General features: G+C 63.4%; 19 protein-coding genes. 10 read left to right on the forward strand and 9 right to left on the reverse strand.

Annotated features, from left to right (window positions below; translation table 11 throughout):
- Positions 1-819: a sulfotransferase family protein gene (locus ACFQ3C_RS09910; RefSeq protein WP_380791228.1), complete on the reverse strand. Its 819-nt coding sequence runs from the start codon at positions 817-819 to the stop codon at positions 1-3.
- Between the two features lie 143 nt (positions 820-962).
- On the opposite strand from ACFQ3C_RS09910, the gene ACFQ3C_RS09915 reads away from it, so the two are divergent.
- A complete protein-coding gene (locus ACFQ3C_RS09915; RefSeq protein WP_380791230.1) occupies positions 963-2,540 on the forward strand; it encodes a DUF5928 domain-containing protein in 1,578 nt (525 codons plus the stop codon).
- Between the two features lie 8 nt (positions 2,541-2,548).
- Positions 2,549-2,932: an HIT domain-containing protein gene (locus ACFQ3C_RS09920; RefSeq protein ID WP_380791232.1), complete on the forward strand. Its 384-nt coding sequence runs from the start codon at positions 2,549-2,551 to the stop codon at positions 2,930-2,932.
- A gap of 96 nt (positions 2,933-3,028) precedes the next feature.
- Here ACFQ3C_RS09920 and ACFQ3C_RS09925 read toward each other — a convergent pair whose 3' ends face one another.
- Positions 3,029-3,958, reverse strand: coding sequence for an ABC transporter ATP-binding protein (locus ACFQ3C_RS09925; protein WP_380791234.1), 930 nt, complete (start codon positions 3,956-3,958; stop codon positions 3,029-3,031).
- An 85-nt stretch (positions 3,959-4,043) separates the two neighbouring features.
- On the opposite strand from ACFQ3C_RS09925, the gene ACFQ3C_RS09930 reads away from it, so the two are divergent.
- The 4 genes from ACFQ3C_RS09930 (at position 4,044) to ACFQ3C_RS09945 (ending at position 9,067) form a co-directional block, all read left to right on the forward strand.
- Positions 4,044-4,223 (forward strand): zinc-finger domain-containing protein, encoded by a 180-nt coding sequence (locus ACFQ3C_RS09930; protein WP_380791236.1) that lies wholly within the window; start codon positions 4,044-4,046, stop codon positions 4,221-4,223.
- Between the two features lie 99 nt (positions 4,224-4,322).
- On the forward strand, positions 4,323-7,142 hold the full coding sequence (polA, locus tag ACFQ3C_RS09935) for a DNA polymerase I (protein ID WP_380791238.1): 2,820 nt from the start codon (positions 4,323-4,325) through the stop codon (positions 7,140-7,142).
- Positions 7,143-7,178: 36 nt separating this feature from the next.
- Positions 7,179-8,084, forward strand: a complete 906-nt coding sequence (locus ACFQ3C_RS09940; RefSeq protein ID WP_380791240.1) for a cation diffusion facilitator family transporter — start codon at positions 7,179-7,181, stop codon at positions 8,082-8,084.
- Positions 8,085-8,170: 86 nt separating this feature from the next.
- Positions 8,171-9,067: an acyl-CoA thioesterase gene (locus tag ACFQ3C_RS09945; protein WP_380791242.1), complete on the forward strand. Its 897-nt coding sequence runs from the start codon at positions 8,171-8,173 to the stop codon at positions 9,065-9,067.
- A 10-nt stretch (positions 9,068-9,077) separates the two neighbouring features.
- On the opposite strand, the gene ACFQ3C_RS09950 is transcribed toward ACFQ3C_RS09945, so the two are convergent.
- Positions 9,078-9,482 carry a VOC family protein gene (locus ACFQ3C_RS09950; RefSeq protein WP_380791244.1) on the reverse strand — a complete coding sequence of 135 codons (405 nt, stop codon included), beginning with the start codon at positions 9,480-9,482 and terminating at the stop codon, positions 9,078-9,080.
- Positions 9,483-9,525: 43 nt separating this feature from the next.
- On the opposite strand from ACFQ3C_RS09950, the gene ACFQ3C_RS09955 reads away from it, so the two are divergent.
- Positions 9,526-10,338 carry an FAS1-like dehydratase domain-containing protein gene (locus ACFQ3C_RS09955; RefSeq protein ID WP_380791246.1) on the forward strand — a complete coding sequence of 271 codons (813 nt, stop codon included), beginning with the start codon at positions 9,526-9,528 and terminating at the stop codon, positions 10,336-10,338.
- 3 nt (positions 10,339-10,341) lie between these two features.
- Here ACFQ3C_RS09955 and ACFQ3C_RS09960 read toward each other — a convergent pair whose 3' ends face one another.
- Positions 10,342-11,376, reverse strand: coding sequence for an NAD(P)/FAD-dependent oxidoreductase (locus tag ACFQ3C_RS09960; RefSeq protein ID WP_380792119.1), 1,035 nt, complete (start codon positions 11,374-11,376; stop codon positions 10,342-10,344).
- Positions 11,377-11,441: 65 nt separating this feature from the next.
- Between ACFQ3C_RS09960 and mnmD the strand changes: the two genes are divergently transcribed.
- Entirely contained in the window at positions 11,442-12,119 is a 678-nt protein-coding gene (gene mnmD / locus ACFQ3C_RS09965) for a tRNA (5-methylaminomethyl-2-thiouridine)(34)-methyltransferase MnmD (protein ID WP_380791248.1), read from the forward strand.
- Positions 12,116-12,988, forward strand: a complete 873-nt coding sequence (locus tag ACFQ3C_RS09970) for a DMT family transporter (RefSeq protein ID WP_380791250.1) — start codon at positions 12,116-12,118, stop codon at positions 12,986-12,988. The genes mnmD and ACFQ3C_RS09970 overlap by 4 nt, the downstream gene beginning before the upstream one ends.
- Here the strand turns inward: ACFQ3C_RS09970 and ACFQ3C_RS09975 are convergent.
- On the reverse strand, positions 12,956-14,920 hold the full coding sequence (locus tag ACFQ3C_RS09975) for a lytic transglycosylase domain-containing protein (protein WP_380791252.1): 1,965 nt from the start codon (positions 14,918-14,920) through the stop codon (positions 12,956-12,958). The two genes, ACFQ3C_RS09970 and ACFQ3C_RS09975, sit on opposite strands and share 33 nt — an antisense overlap.
- Before the next feature lie 147 nt (positions 14,921-15,067).
- On the opposite strand from ACFQ3C_RS09975, the gene dapA reads away from it, so the two are divergent.
- Entirely contained in the window at positions 15,068-15,943 is an 876-nt protein-coding gene (gene dapA, locus ACFQ3C_RS09980) for a 4-hydroxy-tetrahydrodipicolinate synthase (protein WP_380791254.1), read from the forward strand.
- Between the two features lie 87 nt (positions 15,944-16,030).
- Here dapA and ACFQ3C_RS09985 read toward each other — a convergent pair whose 3' ends face one another.
- The 4 genes from ACFQ3C_RS09985 to uraH form a co-directional block, all read right to left on the reverse strand.
- Positions 16,031-17,215: an amino acid aminotransferase gene (locus ACFQ3C_RS09985; protein WP_380791256.1), complete on the reverse strand. Its 1,185-nt coding sequence runs from the start codon at positions 17,213-17,215 to the stop codon at positions 16,031-16,033.
- Between the two features lie 7 nt (positions 17,216-17,222).
- Complete coding sequence (gene sseA, locus ACFQ3C_RS09990) at positions 17,223-18,080, reverse strand: 3-mercaptopyruvate sulfurtransferase (RefSeq protein WP_380791258.1); 858 nt, start codon at positions 18,078-18,080, stop codon at positions 17,223-17,225.
- 107 nt (positions 18,081-18,187) lie between these two features.
- Positions 18,188-18,661 carry an SsrA-binding protein SmpB gene (gene smpB / locus ACFQ3C_RS09995; protein WP_380791260.1) on the reverse strand — a complete coding sequence of 158 codons (474 nt, stop codon included), beginning with the start codon at positions 18,659-18,661 and terminating at the stop codon, positions 18,188-18,190.
- Positions 18,662-18,715: 54 nt separating this feature from the next.
- Complete coding sequence (gene uraH / locus ACFQ3C_RS10000; protein WP_380791262.1) at positions 18,716-19,075, reverse strand: hydroxyisourate hydrolase; 360 nt, start codon at positions 19,073-19,075, stop codon at positions 18,716-18,718.
- Positions 19,076-19,168: the final 93 nt, after the last annotated feature.

Below are 19,168 nucleotides of genomic sequence, written 5' to 3' on the forward strand. Positions count from 1 at the left end.
TCAGTCACCCAGCTTGGCGTGCACCTCGTCCATGTCGATCTCGCCCACTGGCATTTTGTTGGCGGGATTTTCGAAATCGTATTTGAACAGCTCGAAATCGCGTTTGTAGATCTCATAGACCAGGTGCATCGACAGATCGTCGAAATAATCCTCGACCGGGTGCAGGCGCTTGGGGCCGTGCCCTTCGGATTCATTGAAACGCGGGATCGTCGCAAGATCGACCTTGTGGGGTGTCTCGATCGAATCCAGCACGGTCTGCATCCCCGCGTTGAAGGATTCCGTCCAGAAGATACTGTCATAGCGGCCACCATTCACGATGAAGGTGGACACATGGCCCGCCATGGCCGACCAGTGGATATCGGGTTCCATCGGACGCCGCCAGCGGATGGTATCGCGCGCGAACAGCAGAAAGCGGCGGAAGCTTGCGATCTGGTCGAATTCCTGCTTGCCGTCCTCGCCGCCCACTTCGATACCGTATTTCTGGGTCAGCATCGGCACCAGGTTGCCCCGGTAGCGCCGTCCGTTCCGCTGGATCCCGCAGACCTTGTCAAAAAAAGAGGACAGGATCCGCGTGTAGGGATTGCGTACACAGGTAAACGCGTAAGATGCATGCTCCTTCACGTTCTTTTCGATCAGCAGCTGGCTTTCGGGTTGCGCCCATTTGTGCAGACCACTGGTGGAGTCGTGAATGTCGCCATCAAAGAACTCACCATGATCGGAATAGAACAGGATCTGGCCGATGGTCGAGCAGGCGCATTTCGGCACCACGCGGTAGACCACGCTTTCGCTTTCCGTCATCCATGTACCCGGAAATCCCATCTCAACCGCCTCCAAAACCTGCGTCTTTTTTATGAGACGTCATATACCAACTTTGCAAAATCGAAATAAACCCTGTTTATTGATCGCTCATGGATCGCTAACACTCTACCAGACATGTGTAACCAGAGGCTTTCGGTTTTCTGATGGCAAGAATTGCATTCATTCTTCTATGCCACAAGGACCCCGAAGCGATCATCGCTCAGGCGCAGCGACTGACGGCGGTTGGCGATTACATGGCCATCCATTTCGACGCACGCGCCAGCGATGCCCACTACCGCATGATCCGCGATGCGCTGCGTGACAATCCGAACGTGGTCTTCGCAAAGCGGCGGATCAAATGCGGCTGGGGTTCGTGGTCACTGGTCAAGGCCACGCTGAATGCCGTGCAGGCCGCGGTCGAGGCGTTTCCCCGTGCCACCCATTTCTACATGCTCTCGGGCGATTGCATGGCGATCAAATCGGCCGAATATGCACATGCTTTCCTTGATGCCGACGATGCCGATTACATCGAAAGCTTCGATTTCTTTGAAAGCGACTGGATCAAGACGGGGATCAAGGAAGAACGGCTGGCCTATCGGCATATCTTCAATGAACGCACCCACAAGCGCCTGTTCTACCTGTCGCTGGATATCCAGAAAAGGCTGGGGCTGAAACGCGACATCCCCCATGACCTGCAGATCCAGATCGGCAGCCAGTGGTGGTGCCTGCGCCGCCGCACGATCGAACGGATCCTGGACTTCACGCGCAAGCGGCGCGACGTGATGCGCTTTTTCAGCACGACCTGGATCCCGGATGAAACCTTTTTCCAGACACTTGTGCGCCACCTGATCCCGGAATCCGAGATTCGCTGCAGGACACTGACCTTCCTGATGTTCTCGGATTACGGGATGCCCGTGACCTTCTACAACGATCACTACGATCTGCTGCTCAGCCAGGATTTCCTGTTCGCCCGCAAGATCAGCCCGGGCGCCACGCGGCTGAAGGAAAGGCTGGGTGACCTTTACGCCGCCGAAGGGGTACGGTTCCCGATCTCGAACGAAGGGCGCGGCCTTTTTCAGTTCCTGTCCGGTCGGGGCCGGATCGGACGGCGCTTTGCCTCGCGGTTCTGGGAAACCGAAAGCACCCTGGGGCGCGAACGGGAATTGCTGATCCTGGTCTGCAAGAAATGGCACGTGGCCAAGCGCCTGCTCTACCGGATCCGCCATGTGACCAATGTTCCCGTCATCGAATATCTCTTCAACGAGGAAAGCACGTATCTGCCAGACCTTGGCGGCATTCAGTCCAGCTTGGGCAAACGCACGCGGCATCGCCGCGCCTTGATGCGGATGCTGTTCGACTACTACGAAACCGACCGGCTTATCGTGTGCATGGACCCCGGCAATCTGGACCTGATCCAGGATTTCTGCGGCGACCGCTCCACCACAAGGCTGCTCGAGATCGAATGCCAGTTCTCCGACGACTACCTGATCGGACATGCCAGGCGCGTGGGCCTTGCCGGTGACCGCACGCCGCCGGAAACCCTGGCGCGGTTGCTGCCGACGATCCGCAACGACATGACCTTCGAAAGCGATCGTATCCGCGACCAGAATTTCGAACACCACCACCGCATCCGCGAAGTTGATCCGGTCGCCGAGAATGCGGCGAAACTCTCGCAATTCCTTGCCATTCCGCATGACAAGGCCCATGAAATCGCCGCAACCGAATACCTTTTTGCAGACTGAGGTGCCCCATGCCCTATGGCTACGACGATCAGAACGTTTTCGCGAAAATCCTGCGCGGGGAGATTCCCAGCCGCAAGGTGCTGGAAACCGAACACAGCCTGGCATTCCATGACATTTCCGAACAGGCACCCGTGCATGTACTGGTGATCCCCAAAGGCCCATACGTGACCTATGACCACTTCGCGCAGGCCGCGACCGATGCCGAGATCGTGGATTTCACCCGCGCCATCGGCGAGGTCTGCCGGATCATGGGTGTCCAGCCGGGAATGGGTGGCGGCGGGTTCCGCGCCATTTCCAACGCCGGCGCCGCCGGTGTGCAGGAGGTGCCGCATCTGCATGTGCATATCCTGGGCGGTCGCGTTCTGGGCCGGATGCTGCCACGCGCAGATTGAGCACGCCCCTTACGCTTCTTCTTGCCTGAAATATCCCCGCGCGGAGCGCATCCCGAAGCCGCCACAAGGCGCGCGGGCCCCAAGAGGCAGACCGGGTCAGGCAGACCGGGTCAGGTTCAGGAAGACATCCTGCAGGTCGGCCTGCTCGGTTTTCACATCACGGATCGACAGGCCCGCGGCCCGTACCGCCTCAAGCACCTGATCGGCGGTTGTCTGACGGGTATGATAGCTGATCGCCAGTGATCCGTCATCACGACGCGCGACATCCAGCCCCGGCCCCTCGGGCAACCGCTCGGCCGGTTCTGCGGGATGGATGACCATTGTCTTGCGATCCATCTGACCCAGCAGCGCCGCCGTGCTGTCGCGCGCCACGACCTGGCCCTGGTTGATGATCGCGATCTGGTCGCACATCTCCTCGGCCTCCTCCAGGTAATGGGTGGTCAGGATGATCGTCATGCCCTCACGGTTCAGCTTGCGGACATTTTCCCACAGCATCTGCCGCAATTCGATATCCACGCCCGCCGTGGGTTCGTCCAGCACCAGGATGCGCGGATGGTGCACCAGCGCCTTGCCCAGCAGAAGCCTGCGCCGCATGCCGCCTGAAAGGGTGCGCGCATAGGCTTCGGCCTTGTCCGACAGGCCGACAAGGGCCAGGATCTCGTCGCTGCGCCGCTGCGCCTTCGGCACCCCGTAAAGCCCCGCCTGCATTTCCAGCGCGGCCCGGGGCGTGAAGAAGGGATCGAGGTTCAGCTCCTGCGGCATCACCCCGATCGCCGCGCGAGACTGGCGCGGATTGATATCCTGATCGAAACCCCAGATGCGAACCTGTCCCGCCGTCTTGACGACCAGACCTGCCAGGATGTTGATCAGCGTGGATTTGCCCGCCCCGTTGGGGCCAAGAAGCCCGAAGACAGACCCCGTGGGCACATCCAGGTCGATGCCCCGCAGCGCCTGTTTCCGGGGCTGGCCCTTCGATCCGCCATAGGTCTTTTCAAGTCCCCGGATTTCGATCGCATTGCCGCTCATGGTCAATCTGCCCCTACTTGCCCCTGCCCGCCTCATCGCTCATAACGGACCTAATCCAGTTGACCGCAAAAGGGAATGTCCCGAGATGACGATCGAGGCACCAGAGACAAAGCTTGTCGACAGCTACCGCGTGGCCTGTGACGGGGGCGAGGGGGCGCTTGGCCATCCCCGCGTCTGGCTGCAGATCCCGCATGAACATGGCTGGGTGGAATGCCCCTATTGCGATTGCAAGTACGTGCACCGCGATTTCGAGGGCAAGGTCTGATCGCGGGCCGAACCTTTCGGCTGATCTGGCCGGAGCCTCCGGCGGGGATATTTTGAGCAAGAAGAAGCAGCGGGCACAAGGTCCGCGAAAGGGGCGCGCATGACTTTCGGCAAGGGTTGCCACCTGCATCTGATCGACGGCTCGGCCTTCATCTTCCGCGCCTACCATGCGCTGCCGCCGCTGACGCGCAAATCCGACGGCCTGCCGATCGGGGCAGTGTCGGGCTTTTGCAACATGTTGCAGCGCTATGTCGAGAACAACAGCGGACCGGATGCGGCCACCCATGTGGCGGTGATCTTCGACAAGGGCAGCCATACGTTCCGCAATGACATGTATGACCTCTACAAGGCCAATCGCGAAGCGATGCCCGAGGACCTGCGCCCGCAGATCCCGCTGACACGGACCGCGACCGAGGCCTTCAACATCGCCTGCAAGGAACTTGAAGGCTTCGAGGCGGATGACATCATCGCCACCCTGGCCCACCAGGCGCGCGACGCGGGCGGCCGCGTGACCATCGTCAGTTCCGACAAGGATCTGATGCAGCTGGTCGGCGACGGGGTCGAGATGCTGGACCCGATGAAGAACCGCCGCATCGACCGCGACGGCGTGATCGAGAAATTCGGCGTGGGGCCGGAACATGTGGTGGATGTACAGGCCCTCGCGGGCGATTCGGTGGACAACGTACCCGGTGCGCCGGGGATCGGGATCAAGACAGCGGCGCTGCTTATCAATGAGTTCGGATCGCTTGAGGCGCTGCTGGATCGTGCCGACGAGATCAAGCAGCCGAAGCGCCGCGAGGTGCTGCAGCAGCATCGCGCGCAGATCGAGCTGTCCAAACGCCTTGTGCAGCTGGATTGCGACATGGAGCTGGACTTCACGCTGGACGATCTGGAGATCCGCGACCCCGATCCCGACAAGCTGCTGGCCTTTCTGGCCGAGATGGAGTTCCGCACGCTGACCAAGCGCATTTCGGCCGCCCTGGGTGTCGAGGCACCCGTGATGCGCGACACGGATCCGGCTGGCGCCGCCCCCATGGGCGAGACTGCCGAACAAGGCGCGCCGACGCCGGCGGCCATCCCCTTCCCCAAGACATACGAGCATGTGTCGGACATGGCAGCACTGGACCGCTGGATCGCCCTGATCCGCGACCGGGGTCTTGTGGCCGTGGACACCGAAACCACCAGCCTGGACGAGATGCGCGCCGATCTGGTGGGTATTTCGCTGTGCGTCGAGGCGGGCAGCGCCTGCTACATCCCTTTGGGCCACAAGGCGGGTGCGGCGGATGATCTGTTCGGATCGGATGCGCTGGCGGAAGGGCAGTTGCCCATGGCGGATGTCCTGGCCGCGCTCAAGCCGGTGCTGGAGGACGAAAGCATCCTCAAGATCGGGCAGAACATGAAATATGATGCCAAGATCCTGGCCCGCAACGGGATCAAGGTCGCGCCGATCGACGACACGATGCTGATGTCCTACGCGCTGAATGCCGGCCTGCACGGGCATGGCATGGACACGCTGTCGGAACGTTACCTGGGCCACGCCCCGATCCCGATCAAGCCGCTTCTGGGTAGCGGCAAGGCCGCGATCACCTTCGATCGCGTCCCGATCGACGAGGCCGTGACCTATGCCGCCGAGGATGCCGATATCACGCTGCGCCTGTGGCAGCTGTTCCGCCCGCAGCTGTCCACGTCCCGTGTCACCGCGGTCTACGAAACACTTGAACGCCCGCTGGTGCCCGTGCTGGCGCAGATGGAGATGGCCGGGGTCAAGGTGGACCGTGACACGCTCAGCCGGATGTCCAACGCTTTCGCGCAGAAGATGGCCGGGCTTGAGGCGGAAATTCACGAACTGGCCGGCGAGACCTTCAATGTCGGCAGCCCCAAGCAACTGGGCGAGATCCTGTTCGACAAGATGGGCCTTGAGGGCGGCAAGAAAGGCAAGACCGGCGCCTATGCCACCGGCGCCGATGTCCTGGAAGATCTGGCGACCATGCATGATCTGCCCGCCCGCGTGCTGGACTGGCGGCAGTTGAGCAAGCTGAAATCAACCTATACCGACGCGCTGCAGGACCATATCAACCCCGAGACAGGCCGGGTTCACACCTCATACATGCAGACGGGCGCGAACACCGGGCGCCTGTCCTCGACCGATCCGAACCTGCAGAACATCCCCGTCCGCAGCGAGGAAGGCCGCCGCATCCGCGAGGCTTTCGTGGCGCCGCAGGGCCGTGTTCTGGTCAGCCTCGATTACAGCCAGATCGAACTGCGCATCCTGGCCCATATCGCCGGGATCGACGCGCTGAAACAGGCCTTCCGCGAGGGGCAGGACATCCATGCGATGACCGCATCCGAGATGTTCGACGTGCCGATGGACCAGATGACCCCGGACATCCGGCGCCGCGCCAAGGCGATCAACTTCGGCGTGATCTATGGCATTTCGGGCTTTGGCCTCGCGCGCAACCTGCGGATTCCGCGGGCCGAGGCGCAGGGGTTCATCGACCGCTATTTCGAACGCTTCCCAGGCATTCGCGATTACATGGATGCCACCAAGACCTTCGCCCGCGAACATGGCTATGTGCAGACCCTGTTCGGGCGCAAGATCCACACGCCCGATATCAACGCCAAGGGCCCGACCGCCGGCTTTGCCCAGCGCGCCGCGATCAACGCACCTATCCAGGGCACCGCCGCCGACATCATCCGCCGCGCCATGATCCGCATGCCGGACGCGATCAAGGGTCAGCCCGCGACAATGCTGCTGCAGGTCCATGACGAACTGATCTTCGAGGTGGACGAGGGGGCGGCAGATCATCTGATCGAAACCGCCCGCGACATCATGCAAGGCGCGTGCGAGCCGGTACTGAAACTTGATGTGCCGCTGATCGTGGATGCGGGACGCGGCGCAAACTGGGCCGAGGCGCATTGATCCAGCGGCCGGACGCCGCAAGAAAGACGCATCGTCATGCCACATGATCACGACCATCGACACGCGCAACCGCCCGAAGGCGACCGCCGCGTGGTGGCGGCCGTTTCGGTCAACATTTTCCTGACAGTGGTGCAGATCCTGGCGGGGGTTGCGGCGGGCAGCCTTGCGATGATCGCCGACGCCATCCACAACCTGTCGGATGCCCTGTCACTGATCATCGCATTGGCCGCGCGCAAGCTGGCGCGCCGCCCCGCGGACGAGGCGATGACCTTCGGCTATGGCCGGATCGAAGTGGTCGCGGCGCTGGTCAACTACACCACGCTGATCGTGATCGCGCTCTGGCTTCTGGCCGAGGGGTTTCTCCGGCTGTTCGATCCGCTTGAGGTGCAGGGCTGGATCGTGGTGATCGTGGCCATCCTGGCACTGGTGGTGGACCTTGTGACCGCATTTCTGACCTTCCGCCTCAGCCGCCAGAGCATGAACATGCGCGCGGCCTTTCTGCACAACCTTGCAGATGCGATGGGATCGCTTGCGCTGATCCTGGGCGGCACCCTTGTCTTGCTGTTCGATTGGCGTCTGATCGACCCGATCCTGACCCTGGTGATCGCGGGCTATATCCTGTGGCTTGCCGGTCTTGGTCTGGTTCCGGCGGTGCGTCTTCTGATGCTGGGAAGCCCCGACACCCCCCGGCTGCAAAAGGTCATCGGCGACATGCGCGCCGTTCCCGGCGTCGCAGACCTGCACCAGGTGCATCTGTGGCAGATGCAGGAGCATGCCAGCTCGCTCGAGGCGCATGTCGTGCTGGACAGCACGCGTCCGGCGTCCCAGGTGCGGGCCGACCTGAAGACGCTGCTGCATGACCGCTTTGCGATCACCCATAGCACGATCGAACTGGAAAACCCGGACGAGGCCTGCCGGAACGCGCCCTTGATCGGCCGCTGACGCGACGACATGGCGCGCGGCGGGTCTTGCACTTGGCCGCGTTTTCCCCTCCCCTTGGGGCAAACATGCCTGAAGGATGCACGCCGATGACCGCCACGCCCCCTCGTCCGACCGATCAGCAACTGGCCGACAGTCTGGCCAGCGTTCTGACCGTCGAGCGGATCGAGGAGGATTTCTATCGCGGTATCGCCACCCCGCAAGGGCGCGGGCGCAGTTTTGGCGGCCAGGTCATCGGACAGGCCTTGATGGCCGCCACGATGACCGTCGATCCCGACCGCCCGAACCATTCCTTGCATGGCTATTTCATGCGGCCGGGCGATGCGACCCAACCCGTGCTTTACCAGGTCGAGCGGGATCGCGACGGCGGCAGTTTCACCACCCGCCGTGTTGTGGCGATCCAGCATGGCAAACCGATCCTGAACCTTGCCGCATCGTTCCACTCTCCCGAGCCGGGGCTGGGTCATCAGGACAGCATGCCCGATGTGCCGGGCCCAGAGGATCTTGAGACGGAAGAGGCGATGGCCGCCCGCATGGGCGACGCCCTGCCCGAGGCGTTTCGCAACTGGCTGAAAACACCACGCCCGGTCGAGATGCGATCGGTCACGCCGCGCCCGCCTTTTGACCGCAGCCCGCGCGCCCCGGTGCAGCATATCTGGATCCGGGTGCGTGGGGGCATGTCGGATGATCCGGCCTTGCATCGCGCGGCACTGGCCTTTGCATCGGACATGGGGCTGCTGGGCACCTCGATGATGCCGCATGGCAAGACCTTCACTGACCCGGACATGCAGTTTGCCAGCCTCGATCACGCGCTTTGGGTGCATGACGATTTTCGCATGGACGACTGGCTGCTCTACACGATGGACAGCCCCTGGGCCGGGGGTGCCCGCGGTTTCAACCGGGGCCGTATCTTCACCCGCGACGGGCGGCTGGTTGCCAATGTCGCGCAGGAAGGGCTTGTGCGGCGGATCACGCCGCGCGGCTGAAGCGGCAAGACTAGACCGTCAGCGCGTTCGACACTTCGATCAGGTTCCCGTCAGGGTCGCGCAGGTAGATCGACAGGATCGGCCCCTCGGCGCCGGTGCGGCGGACGGGGCCTTCCTCGATCGTGACGCCCACGCCTGACAAATGCGCCTGCCATTCGTCCAGCGGCACATCGCTGAGAAAGCACAGATCGGCCGACCCCGGCTGCACATGACCCGCATGGGGGCGGAATTCCGCGCCCGCCTGATGCAGGTTGATCTTCTGCACCCCGAAACGCAGCGCCAGACGGGGCGCACCGCCTGCGGGCGTAAAGCTTTCGGCCCGCATCCCAAGGGCGCGCGTGTAGAACTCAACGGTCGCCGCGATATCCGCCACCGTCAGGACAAGATGATCCAGCGCCTTGAGTTCTGGTGACATTTTCCCGATTGTTCCTTGCCCCGCCCGCGCCTAATCTGCGCCCATGCAGAATGATGCCACAGGCCCCGACAGTCAAACCGTCACCGACATGATGGACCCCGCGCGCGGCGCGGCCTTTCAGGTGGCGCTGGGACTGGCCCCGACCATCGCCACCGGCAGCGCCTTGCCGCCCTTTTTCCATCAGCTGCATTTCTGGGACCCGCAGCCCCCCGCGCGTCTGGGTCGTGACGGACACCCCGCGACCGGGCTTGGCCTGATCCCCGACCTTGGCCTGCCGCGCCGCATGTGGGCGGGCGGTCGGCTGGCGTTTCACGCACCTTTGCTGGCCGGGGCACCTGCGACAAAGACCACCGTGATCGACAGCGTGACGCGCAAGGATGGACGCACCGGGCCTTTGGGTTTCGTGACCCTTCGTCATGAGATCACCCAAGGCGGCAAGGCATGTGTCACCGAATGGCAGGATCTTGTCTATCGCGAGGATCCGGCGCCGGACGCCCCCGCACCCGTGCCGCCGCAGGCGCGGACAGACGAGGATCTGTGCCGCACCGTGCATTTCGACAGCACATTGCTGTTCCGCTATTCGGCCCTGACCTTCAACGGGCATCGCATCCATTATGATCTGGATTACGCCCGCGATGTCGAAGGCTACGAAGGGCTTGTGACCCATGGCCCCCTGCTGGCGCAGCACCTGATGCTGCTGGCCGAGGAACGGCTGGGAACCCTGCGCCAGTTCAGCTTTCGCGCGACCGCCCCGCTGATGCATGTCGAAGCCGCTGATCTGTGCTGGTGTACGGACGGCACCATGTGGGTGCGCGGTCCTGACGGGCGGCAATGCATGCAGGCGCAGGCCGCCTGAAGGTTACAGGCTTGCCTCTGGCCGGAACCCGGCCGGAATCCGGTCCACCCCGTCCAGCACCAGATCGGCCATCACCTGTGCCACCTTGGGCGCCATGCCGAAGCCGATCTTGAAGCCGCCATTGGCGATGAACTGATCCTTGAACACCGGATGCACCCCCAGAACCGGCGCACGGCTGCGCGCGCGGGGTCGCACACCGGCCCAACGCGCGATGACCGGCGCATCGCGCAGCGCAGGCACGGCGGCGCGGGCCCGGGCGATCACCGGGTCCAGTTGGTCATCGGTGCTGGCAGGATCGTCGTAATCGCGTTCGCTGGTCGATCCGATGGCGACAGTTCCATCCGCATGGGGCACCACATGCACAGTATCGACAAAAAGCTGCGGCGCCGCGCGCATGTCCAGCGCCAGAAGGGCCGCCTGCCCCTTGACCCCGTTGCCGAAACTGCGGCCAAGCTGCGCGCCGATTTCTGCAAGCCCCGCCACACCCGTGGCGTGAACCAAAGCACCCTGATGTGCATGATCCGCCACAACCTCGGCGCCGCGCGCGCGCAACGCCGCCACCAGCGCCGCACAAGCCAGACGCGGATGCAACCGCGCGGTCAGCGTGTCGCGGATCACCCAGCCGCTGGGGCTGTCGGGGACCCAGGCGCCACACTCATCCGCGCGCAGCACCTCCCACACCGCCTGGCCTTGCCACAGCTTGTCCGCCGACAGCGCACGCGCCCGCGCCAGATCAAGCGCCGCCTGATCCGCGAGGGGCTGCAACCGCCCCAGCCGGCCATAGCCCGTGGACAGACCCGAGGCATCCTCGACCCCCGACCAGAATTCCGCAGCCATCAGCAGGCTGTCGAACTGAAACGCCTTCTTCTCGTTCCACTGTTCCGGCACATGCGGGGCCAAGGCGCCAACGATGCCGCCGCTGCTGCCCGCGCCGGGTCCGTAGGGGTCGATCACGCGCACCCCTGCGCCGCGCTGCACACAGGCCCAAGCCAGCGAGAGGCCGAATATCCCGGCACCCAGAACGGTCACATCAGCCATTGCCATTCCCGGCCATCCTTTGCATTGTCGCCCTGTTTTCAACGCCCTTCCTAAGGGATGCCCCCTTGCAAGACCAGTCTGCTCAGATCGCGTGGCGCGACGGCGACCTGCCCGTCTCGACCCGGTTCGACGATCCCTATTTCTCGCTTCAGGGCGGTCTGGCGGAAACCGCGCATGTCTTTCTGCAGGGCAACGGCCTGCCGGATCGGTTCTGCGACGGGTTCCATATTGCCGAACTGGGGTTTGGCACCGGGTTGAACCTGCTGGCCGTGTTGCACCTGTGGCGCGAGACGGGGCAGACCGGCCAGTTGCGCTTCACCACCTTCGAGGCCTATCCGATGACGGCGCCCGACATGTTGCGCGCGCAGGCCGCCTTTCCCGCGGTCTCCACCATCGCGGCAGAGCTTGCCCCCTTCTGGCGCGAAAGCCCCACGGGTTTCATCTTGCCCGACCTGCATTTCACCATGATCAAGGGCGACGCACGCCAGACCCTTTTGCATTGGGACGGGCAGGCGGATGCCTGGTTTCTCGATGGTTTCTCGCCCGCGAAAAACCCCGAGATGTGGGAGGATGCCTTGCTGGCCGAGGTCGGACGCCACACCGCGCCGGATGGCACCGCCGCCACCTATACGGCGGCAGGATTTGTCAGGCGCGGCCTTGCAGCGGCGGGGTTTGACGTTGAACGCTGTCAGGGATACGGCAGCAAAAGACACATGACCGTGGCGCGGAAGGCCAAAGCATGACCGAACAGAACACACGCCTCGGCATCATGCTGATGATCGCCACCACCTTCGTTTTTGCGATGCAGGACGGGATCTCGCGGCATCTGGCCGGGGAATACAACGTCTTCATGGTCATCATGATCCGCTACTGGTTCTTTGCCGCCTTCGTCATGTCCGTGGCCGCACGCAAGGCGGGCGGGCTGCGGGCGGCGGCGAAAACCTCGCAACCGGTGCTTCAGGCATTCCGCGCGGTTCTGCTGGTCACCGAGATCTGCGTCATGGTTCTGGCCTTCACCCTGCTGGGCCTGATCGAAAGCCACGCGGTCTTTACCTGCTATCCGCTGTTGATCGCGGCGCTGTCCGGCCCGGTGCTGGGCGAAAAGGTCGGCTGGCGACGCTGGAGCGCCATCGGCGTGGGGTTCATCGGCGTGTTGATCATTCTGCAACCGGGTTTCGGCGTCTTCCGGATCGAGGCAATCGTGCCCCTGATCGCCGCCTTGATGTTCGCGCTTTACGGCCTGCTGACCCGCTACGCCGCCCGCAAGGACAGCACCGCCACCAGCTTTTTCTGGACCGGCACCGTGGGGTCGGTTGCCATGACAAGCGTCGGCATCTGGTTCTGGGAACCGATGACAGCCCCTGACTGGGGATGGATGGGCCTGCTGTGCATCACGGGCGCACTGGGCCACTGGCTGCTGATCAGATGCTACGAGGTGGCCGAGGCCAGCGCGGTTCAGCCCTTTGCCTATCTGCAATTGGTGTTCGTCTCGGTGCTGGGAATCGTGGTCTTTTCCGAAACCATCCGCACCAATGTCGCCATCGGTGCTGCGATGATCGTGGCGGCGGGCCTGTTCACCCTATGGCGCGAGCGGCAAAACCGTCGCGCCTGACAATTCGCGGCTGAACGGCACCGGATGCGGATCAAGCCCCAGACGGGCGCGGTAGATCGGCAGCGATTCCGCCACCCGCATGACGTAGTTCCGGGTCTCGCGGAACGGGATATGTTCGATCCAGTCCACGACCTGATCCGCGCTCATGCCGCGCGGATCGCCCTGTTCCTGCATCCAGCGGATCGGGCGGCTTGGCCCGGCATTGTAAGCCGCCGCCACCAGAACGACATTGCCCCCGAAATCAGCGCCCAGCCTGGCCAGATAACCGCTGCCAAGCCGCGCGTTATAGGACCAGTCCGACAGAACGCGCCCGGCGTCGTGATCCAGCCCCAGATCGCGCGCGACTTCGGCCGCCGTGCCGGGCATCAGCTGCATCAGACCCTGCGCGCCCGCGCCACTGACCACGGCGGGGTCAAACTCGCTTTCGCGCCGCGCGATGGATTTGGCCAGCTCCATCGGAACGGGCAGGCGCATGTCACGCATCGGGTGCAGCGCGTAATAGGGGCGCGGCAGGGTCACGCCCTGGTTCGCCGCCTCCTTGCCGATCATCACGGCCAGATGCGGCTCTCCCAGATCAATCGCCATCTCGCCAAGCTGGGCAAGCCCGGTCGCGTCCTGCCCTTCGGCAAGGTGGGTGAAGAACTGCTCGGCCAGGCCCGTTTCACCGGCTCGCAGCAGCAACAGGCCAGCCCGGTAGACCGATGAGGTGGTAAACGCGGCCTGACGCCAGTCTGACGGGGCATCGGCACCCTTCAGGGAAGGATCAGACGCTGCACCCGCCTTTTCGGCGGCAAGCAACCCGTAGAAACTGGTCTGGTGTTGCGCGCCATCCGCATAGGCCAGGCCAGCCGCTTCGGGGTCACCGGCCGCTTCCTGCGCGCGACCGATCCAGTAACCGGCACGGCCCAGCGAAATCGGTGTGGACACCGCCGCCCGGAACCGTTGGAAATGGTCCAGCGCCAGATCGGTCTCTTTCATGTAGATCAGGGCGATATAGCCCGCCAACCATTCCAGATCCGCGTAATCGGACCCTTCCGTCAGTTGATGCGATGCCGCCAGGCGATAAGCCAGGTCGGTCTTGCCCTCGCGCATCTGTGCGCGGGCAAGATAGCCGCGCCACCCGGCCCAACGCTGCGGCTCGCCCAGGCCTGCGGCGCTGTCCGAACGCTCCAGCAGCAACGCGATCGCGCCGTCGGTCAGCCCTTTCTGGATGCGCCAGTTGAACCTGTCATGCGCCAGACCGGGATCAGCCTTCAACGCGGCAGGCACCGCGTCGATCAAGGCATTCACACCATCCGCCTGCGCCTTCAGCGCCAGACGCGCCCTTGCCAGCGCCTGACGATCCGCGCCGACCAGCGGCAGCATGCGTTCCGCATCCTCGGTCAGGCCACGCCAGAGGGTCATGTCAAGCCGCGCCGCATGGTGCGGGGCCAGAAGCGGACCGTGCAATCCGACAAACACCTCGTGTTCCAACCGGTCCAGCGCCAGCGTGCGCCATGCCAGGACCAGCCCCGCCTCGGCATCGCCGGCGCGCCCCGCCTCTTTCAGGGCCGCCGCATGACGCAGGACGCCCGTTCCGGTCTGGGGCGGCTGATCGCGGAAAAACTGCATGACCTGCGCGTCGGTCGCGGTCACAAAGGCCTGTTCCGACCGGCGTCGCAGCAAGGCAAGGCCCGGCCAGTCGGCGTTGCGTTCCAGAAAGGACAGCACTTGATCGGGGGTGCCGCGCCCGGCGCGCAACCTGTGCCATTCGACCAGCGTCACCGCCTCGGGGCCGGCCCTTTCGGCAAGGGTCGCGGCATTGTCCCAATTGCCCGACCGCACCGCCGCCATGGCCGAGGCCAGAGGCTGCGGCCCAGTCTGTTGCGCCACCCCATCAGAGGTCATTACAAAGCCCGCAAGCGCGGCCGTCAGGATCGCTTTTCGCAACATCTCTTGCTTTTTCCAGAGGGACGAAGGATAGACAGCGCCAGACTATCCCCTCGAGTCCCGGGCTTCAATTCACGTTGGTGACAAGACCGATCCCGCGGGCCATCCACAGGCGGTATGCGGCCGCCACGCAATAAAAAGGAGCGTGTCATGTTCAAAGGGTCCATTCCCGCCCTCATCACGCCGTTCAAGAACGGCGCGCTGGATATCGAGACGCTCAAGAAACTTGTCGACTGGCATGTGACCGAAGGCTCGCATGGTCTGGTGCCCGTGGGCACGACCGGCGAAAGCCCCACGCTGACCCACCGCGAGCATGAAATCGTGATCGAGGAAGTGGTCAAGGCCGCCGCCGGGCGCATCCCCGTCATCGCGGGGGCCGGATCCAACAACACCGCCGAGGGCATTCGCCTGATCCAGCACGCCGAAGCCGTGGGGGCCGATGCCGCACTGGTCGTGACGCCTTATTACAACAAGCCCACGCAGGCCGGTTTGATCGCGCATTTCAAGGCGGTGCATGATTGCTGCAACCTGCCGATCATCATCTACAACATCCCCGGCCGGTCGGTCGTGGACATGTCCCCTGCGACCATGGGCGAACTGGCCAAGCTGCCACGGATCGTGGGCGTCAAGGATGCCACCGGCGACCTGAGCCGCGTGCCCAAGCAGCGCATGACCTGCGGGACCGATTTCATTCAACTGTCCGGCGAGGATGCCACCGCGCTTGGGTTCAACGCACATGGCGGCGTCGGATGCATTTCGGTCACCGCGAATGTCGCACCCAAGCTTTGCGCGGAATTCCAGACGGCCACCCTCAAGGGTGACTATGCGACGGCCCTGACCCTGCTGGACCGTCTGATGCCGCTGCACGAAGCGATCTTTGCCGAACCGGGTGTCGCCGGTGCCAAATACGGCATGTCCCGCCTTGGTCTGTGCAGCGACGAAGTGCGCCTGCCGCTGGTGGGCCTGACGGATGCGGTCAAGGCGCGCATGGATGACGCGATGCGTCACGCGGGCCTGATCAACTGATCCGAAGGCAGAGTTGAAACGGGAAAGCCCACGCTGCGCGCAGCGTGGGCTTTTTTCACGTCAAGGGATACGGATGGTCCGCAGACCTCAGATCCCCGTGTCGATGATCGCCTTGGCCAGGATCGGCACGGTCGTCTTGTTCAGGCCCGCGATGTTCAACCGGCTGTCGCCCACCATGTAGATCGCATGCTCTGCCCGCAGGCGGGCCACCATCTCGGGCGAGGCGCCCAACCGCGAAAACATGCCGCGATGCTGCGCGATGAAACCGAAACGGTCGGACCCGGACAGGCGCTGCAATTCGGCGGCCAGCTGCTTGCGCAGATCCAGCATGGACAGGCGCACCTCTTCCAGCTCTGCCGCCCAATCGGCGCGCAGCTTTGCATCGGTCAGGATCTCGGTCACGACACGGGCACCATGATCCGGCGGGAACGAGAAATTCTGCCGGTTCAGGAAATTCAGCGAGCCTTGCGTCAGGCCGCGCAGCCCCTTGTCCTGGGCCACGGCCATCAGCAGACCGGTCCGCTCGCGGTAGATGCCGAAATTCTTGGAGCAGCTTGCCGCGATCAGGCATTCAGGCACCGATGAGGCCACCAGACGCACACCAAGCGCGTCTTCGTCCAGACCGTCGCCAAATCCCTGATAGGCGATGTCGATCATCGGGATCCCGCCAGTTTTCAGCAGCAGATCGACCACGGCCTTCCACTCGGTCAGGTTCAGGTTGGCCCCCGTGGGGTTATGGCAGCAACCATGCAACAGAACCACGTCACCGGCGCGCACATCGGCCAGATCGGCCATCATGCCGTCGAAATCCACGCCGCGTGTTTCAGCATCGAAATAGCGATATTCGACCAACTCCATCCCGAGATAGTTCAGGATGGTCACGTGGTTCGGCCAGGTCGGATTGGAGACGAAAACCCGTGCGGACGGGTTCGCCATGCGGATCAGCTCGAAAGCCTGCCGCACTGCACCTGTGCCGCCCGGCGTCGCCGCAGCGGCGATGCTGTCGCGCGGCACGGCCCCGCCCAGCACAAGATCAATCATCACATCCGCGAAGGCAGGATCGCCCGCCAGCCCGACATAGGCCTTGGTCGTCTGTTCGTCGACCAGCTTGCGTTCAGCCGCCTTGACGGCACGCATCACCGGGGTCACGCCTTCTGCGTTCTTGTAGACGCCGACGCCCAGGTCAATCTTGGTCGGGCGCGGATCATCCTTGTAGAGCTGCATCAGCGCAAGGATCTTGTCGGCGGGATGTTCTTTGAGGTTGGAAAACATTGGGAAATCAAGCCTTTCCGGTTGCGACGGGCAGGGTGGGGAAAGCCCCCCATTCACACCATGACCCGTCATAAAGCGAATGATCGGTCTTGCCGATCCGTTCCAGCGCCAGGCTGAGGATGGCGGCGGTCACGCCGGACCCGCAGGTGGTGATCACGGGTTTGGACAGATCCACATGCGCGGCGGCAAAAGCCGCGCGCAAACCATCCGCGTCAAGCATGGTGCCATCGGAGTTGAGCAAATTCTTGAAGGGCAGGCTTTTCGATCCGGGGATATGCCCCTTGCGAAGGCCGGGGCGCGGCTCGTCCACCTCGCCCGCGAAACGCTCTGCGGCACGGGCATCCACGATTTCATGATCGCCCAGCTTGGACGCGGCCGAGACCTGCGTCACATCCTTGACCATGTGGTTCTGGCGGCGCACCGTCATGTGCCGGTCGCGCACCATGGGGGCCATGTCCTCGACCTCGCGGCCCTCGGCCAGCCATTTCGGAAAACCGCCATCCAGCACGGCGATATCCATCTGCCCCATCAGGCGGAACAGCCACCAGACGCGGGCGGCGGAAAACAGCCCTTCGGCGTCATAGACGACAACCTGATGCCCGTCGCCCACGCCCATGGCGCGCATGCGCGACATGAATTTCTCGACCGGCGGCGCCATATGCGGCAGTTCGGACCGGTGGTCGCTGATCTCGTCGATATCGAAAAACCGCGCGCCGGGAATATGAGCGGCCGCATAGGCCGCCTTGGCGTCACGCGGATCGCCCGGCATGAAATAAGTGGCATCCAGGATCCGCAGATCCGGGTCTTTCATATGGGCGGCCAGCCAGTCGGTGGACACCAGCGTTCTGGGATCATCAAGTGCCATGGGAAACCCCCTGTCGATGCGTCCTGCCCTGCCTACATCGGGGGGTGATTGCTGGCAAGTCAAAGGGCCTGCGATACGCAATCGAAAACCCCTGTTTTTCGGGGCAATCAGCCCTCTTTCAGCAGCCGCTGCTTCTGACGGTTCCAGTCGCGCTTGGCCTCGGTCTCGCGCTTGTCGTGGTTTTTCTTGCCCTTGGCGATGCCGATCTTCAGCTTCACCAGACCCCGATCGTTGAAATACATCACAATCGGTACAAGCGTCATGCCCTTGCGCTGCGTGGCATTCCACAGCCGCGCCAGTTCCTTACGCGAGACCAGCAGCTTGCGCCGCCGACGTTCCTCGTGCTTCCAGACACGGGCCTGCTGGAAGGGCGCGATATAGCTGTTGATCAGGAAAAGCTCTCCATCCTCGACCGAGGCATAGCTTTCCGCGATATTCGCCCCGTTCTCGCGCAGCGATTTCACCTCGGATCCCATCAGGATGATACCGCATTCGATATCCTCCTCGATCGCGTAGTCGAAACGCGCGCGGCGATTCTCGGCAATCACCTTGTAATTGGGGTCTGCTTTCTTCTGGGCCATGCGCGCTGAATATCCCGCGCGCGGGCAACTGTCCATCCGGGCGCGCGGCCCCCCTCAGCTGCCGCGATAGGTGGAATACCCGAAAGGCGACAGCAACAGCGGCACATGGTAGTGCGCGCCTGCATCCGACATGCCGAAGCGGATCGGCACCACATCCAGGAAACGCGGGTCTTCCGGCGGCGTGCCCACAGCATCCAGATAGGCGCCGGCGTGAAACTCCAGCTCATAGACACCCGATGCAAATTGTCCCGGCGGCAAAATCGGGCCATCCGTGCGCCCGTCATCATTCGTGACCTTACGCGCCATATGCACGCGTGCGCCCCCGTCAAGCCGGTAGAGGTCGATGGCCAGCCCCGCCGCAGGACAACCGCGTGCGGTATCCAGAACATGGGTGGTCAGGTATCCCTGGGACATGAAAGGCTCCTTCCGTGCGGTATCATTGGGCAGTCTAACCCAAGCCATAGCGCAGGACAGGGGCAAATGCCGCGCGATGATTGTCAGATAAGT

The sequence above is a fragment of the Seohaeicola saemankumensis genome (assembly GCF_042678485.1).
Lineage (GTDB): Bacteria > Pseudomonadota > Alphaproteobacteria > Rhodobacterales > Rhodobacteraceae > Seohaeicola > Seohaeicola saemankumensis.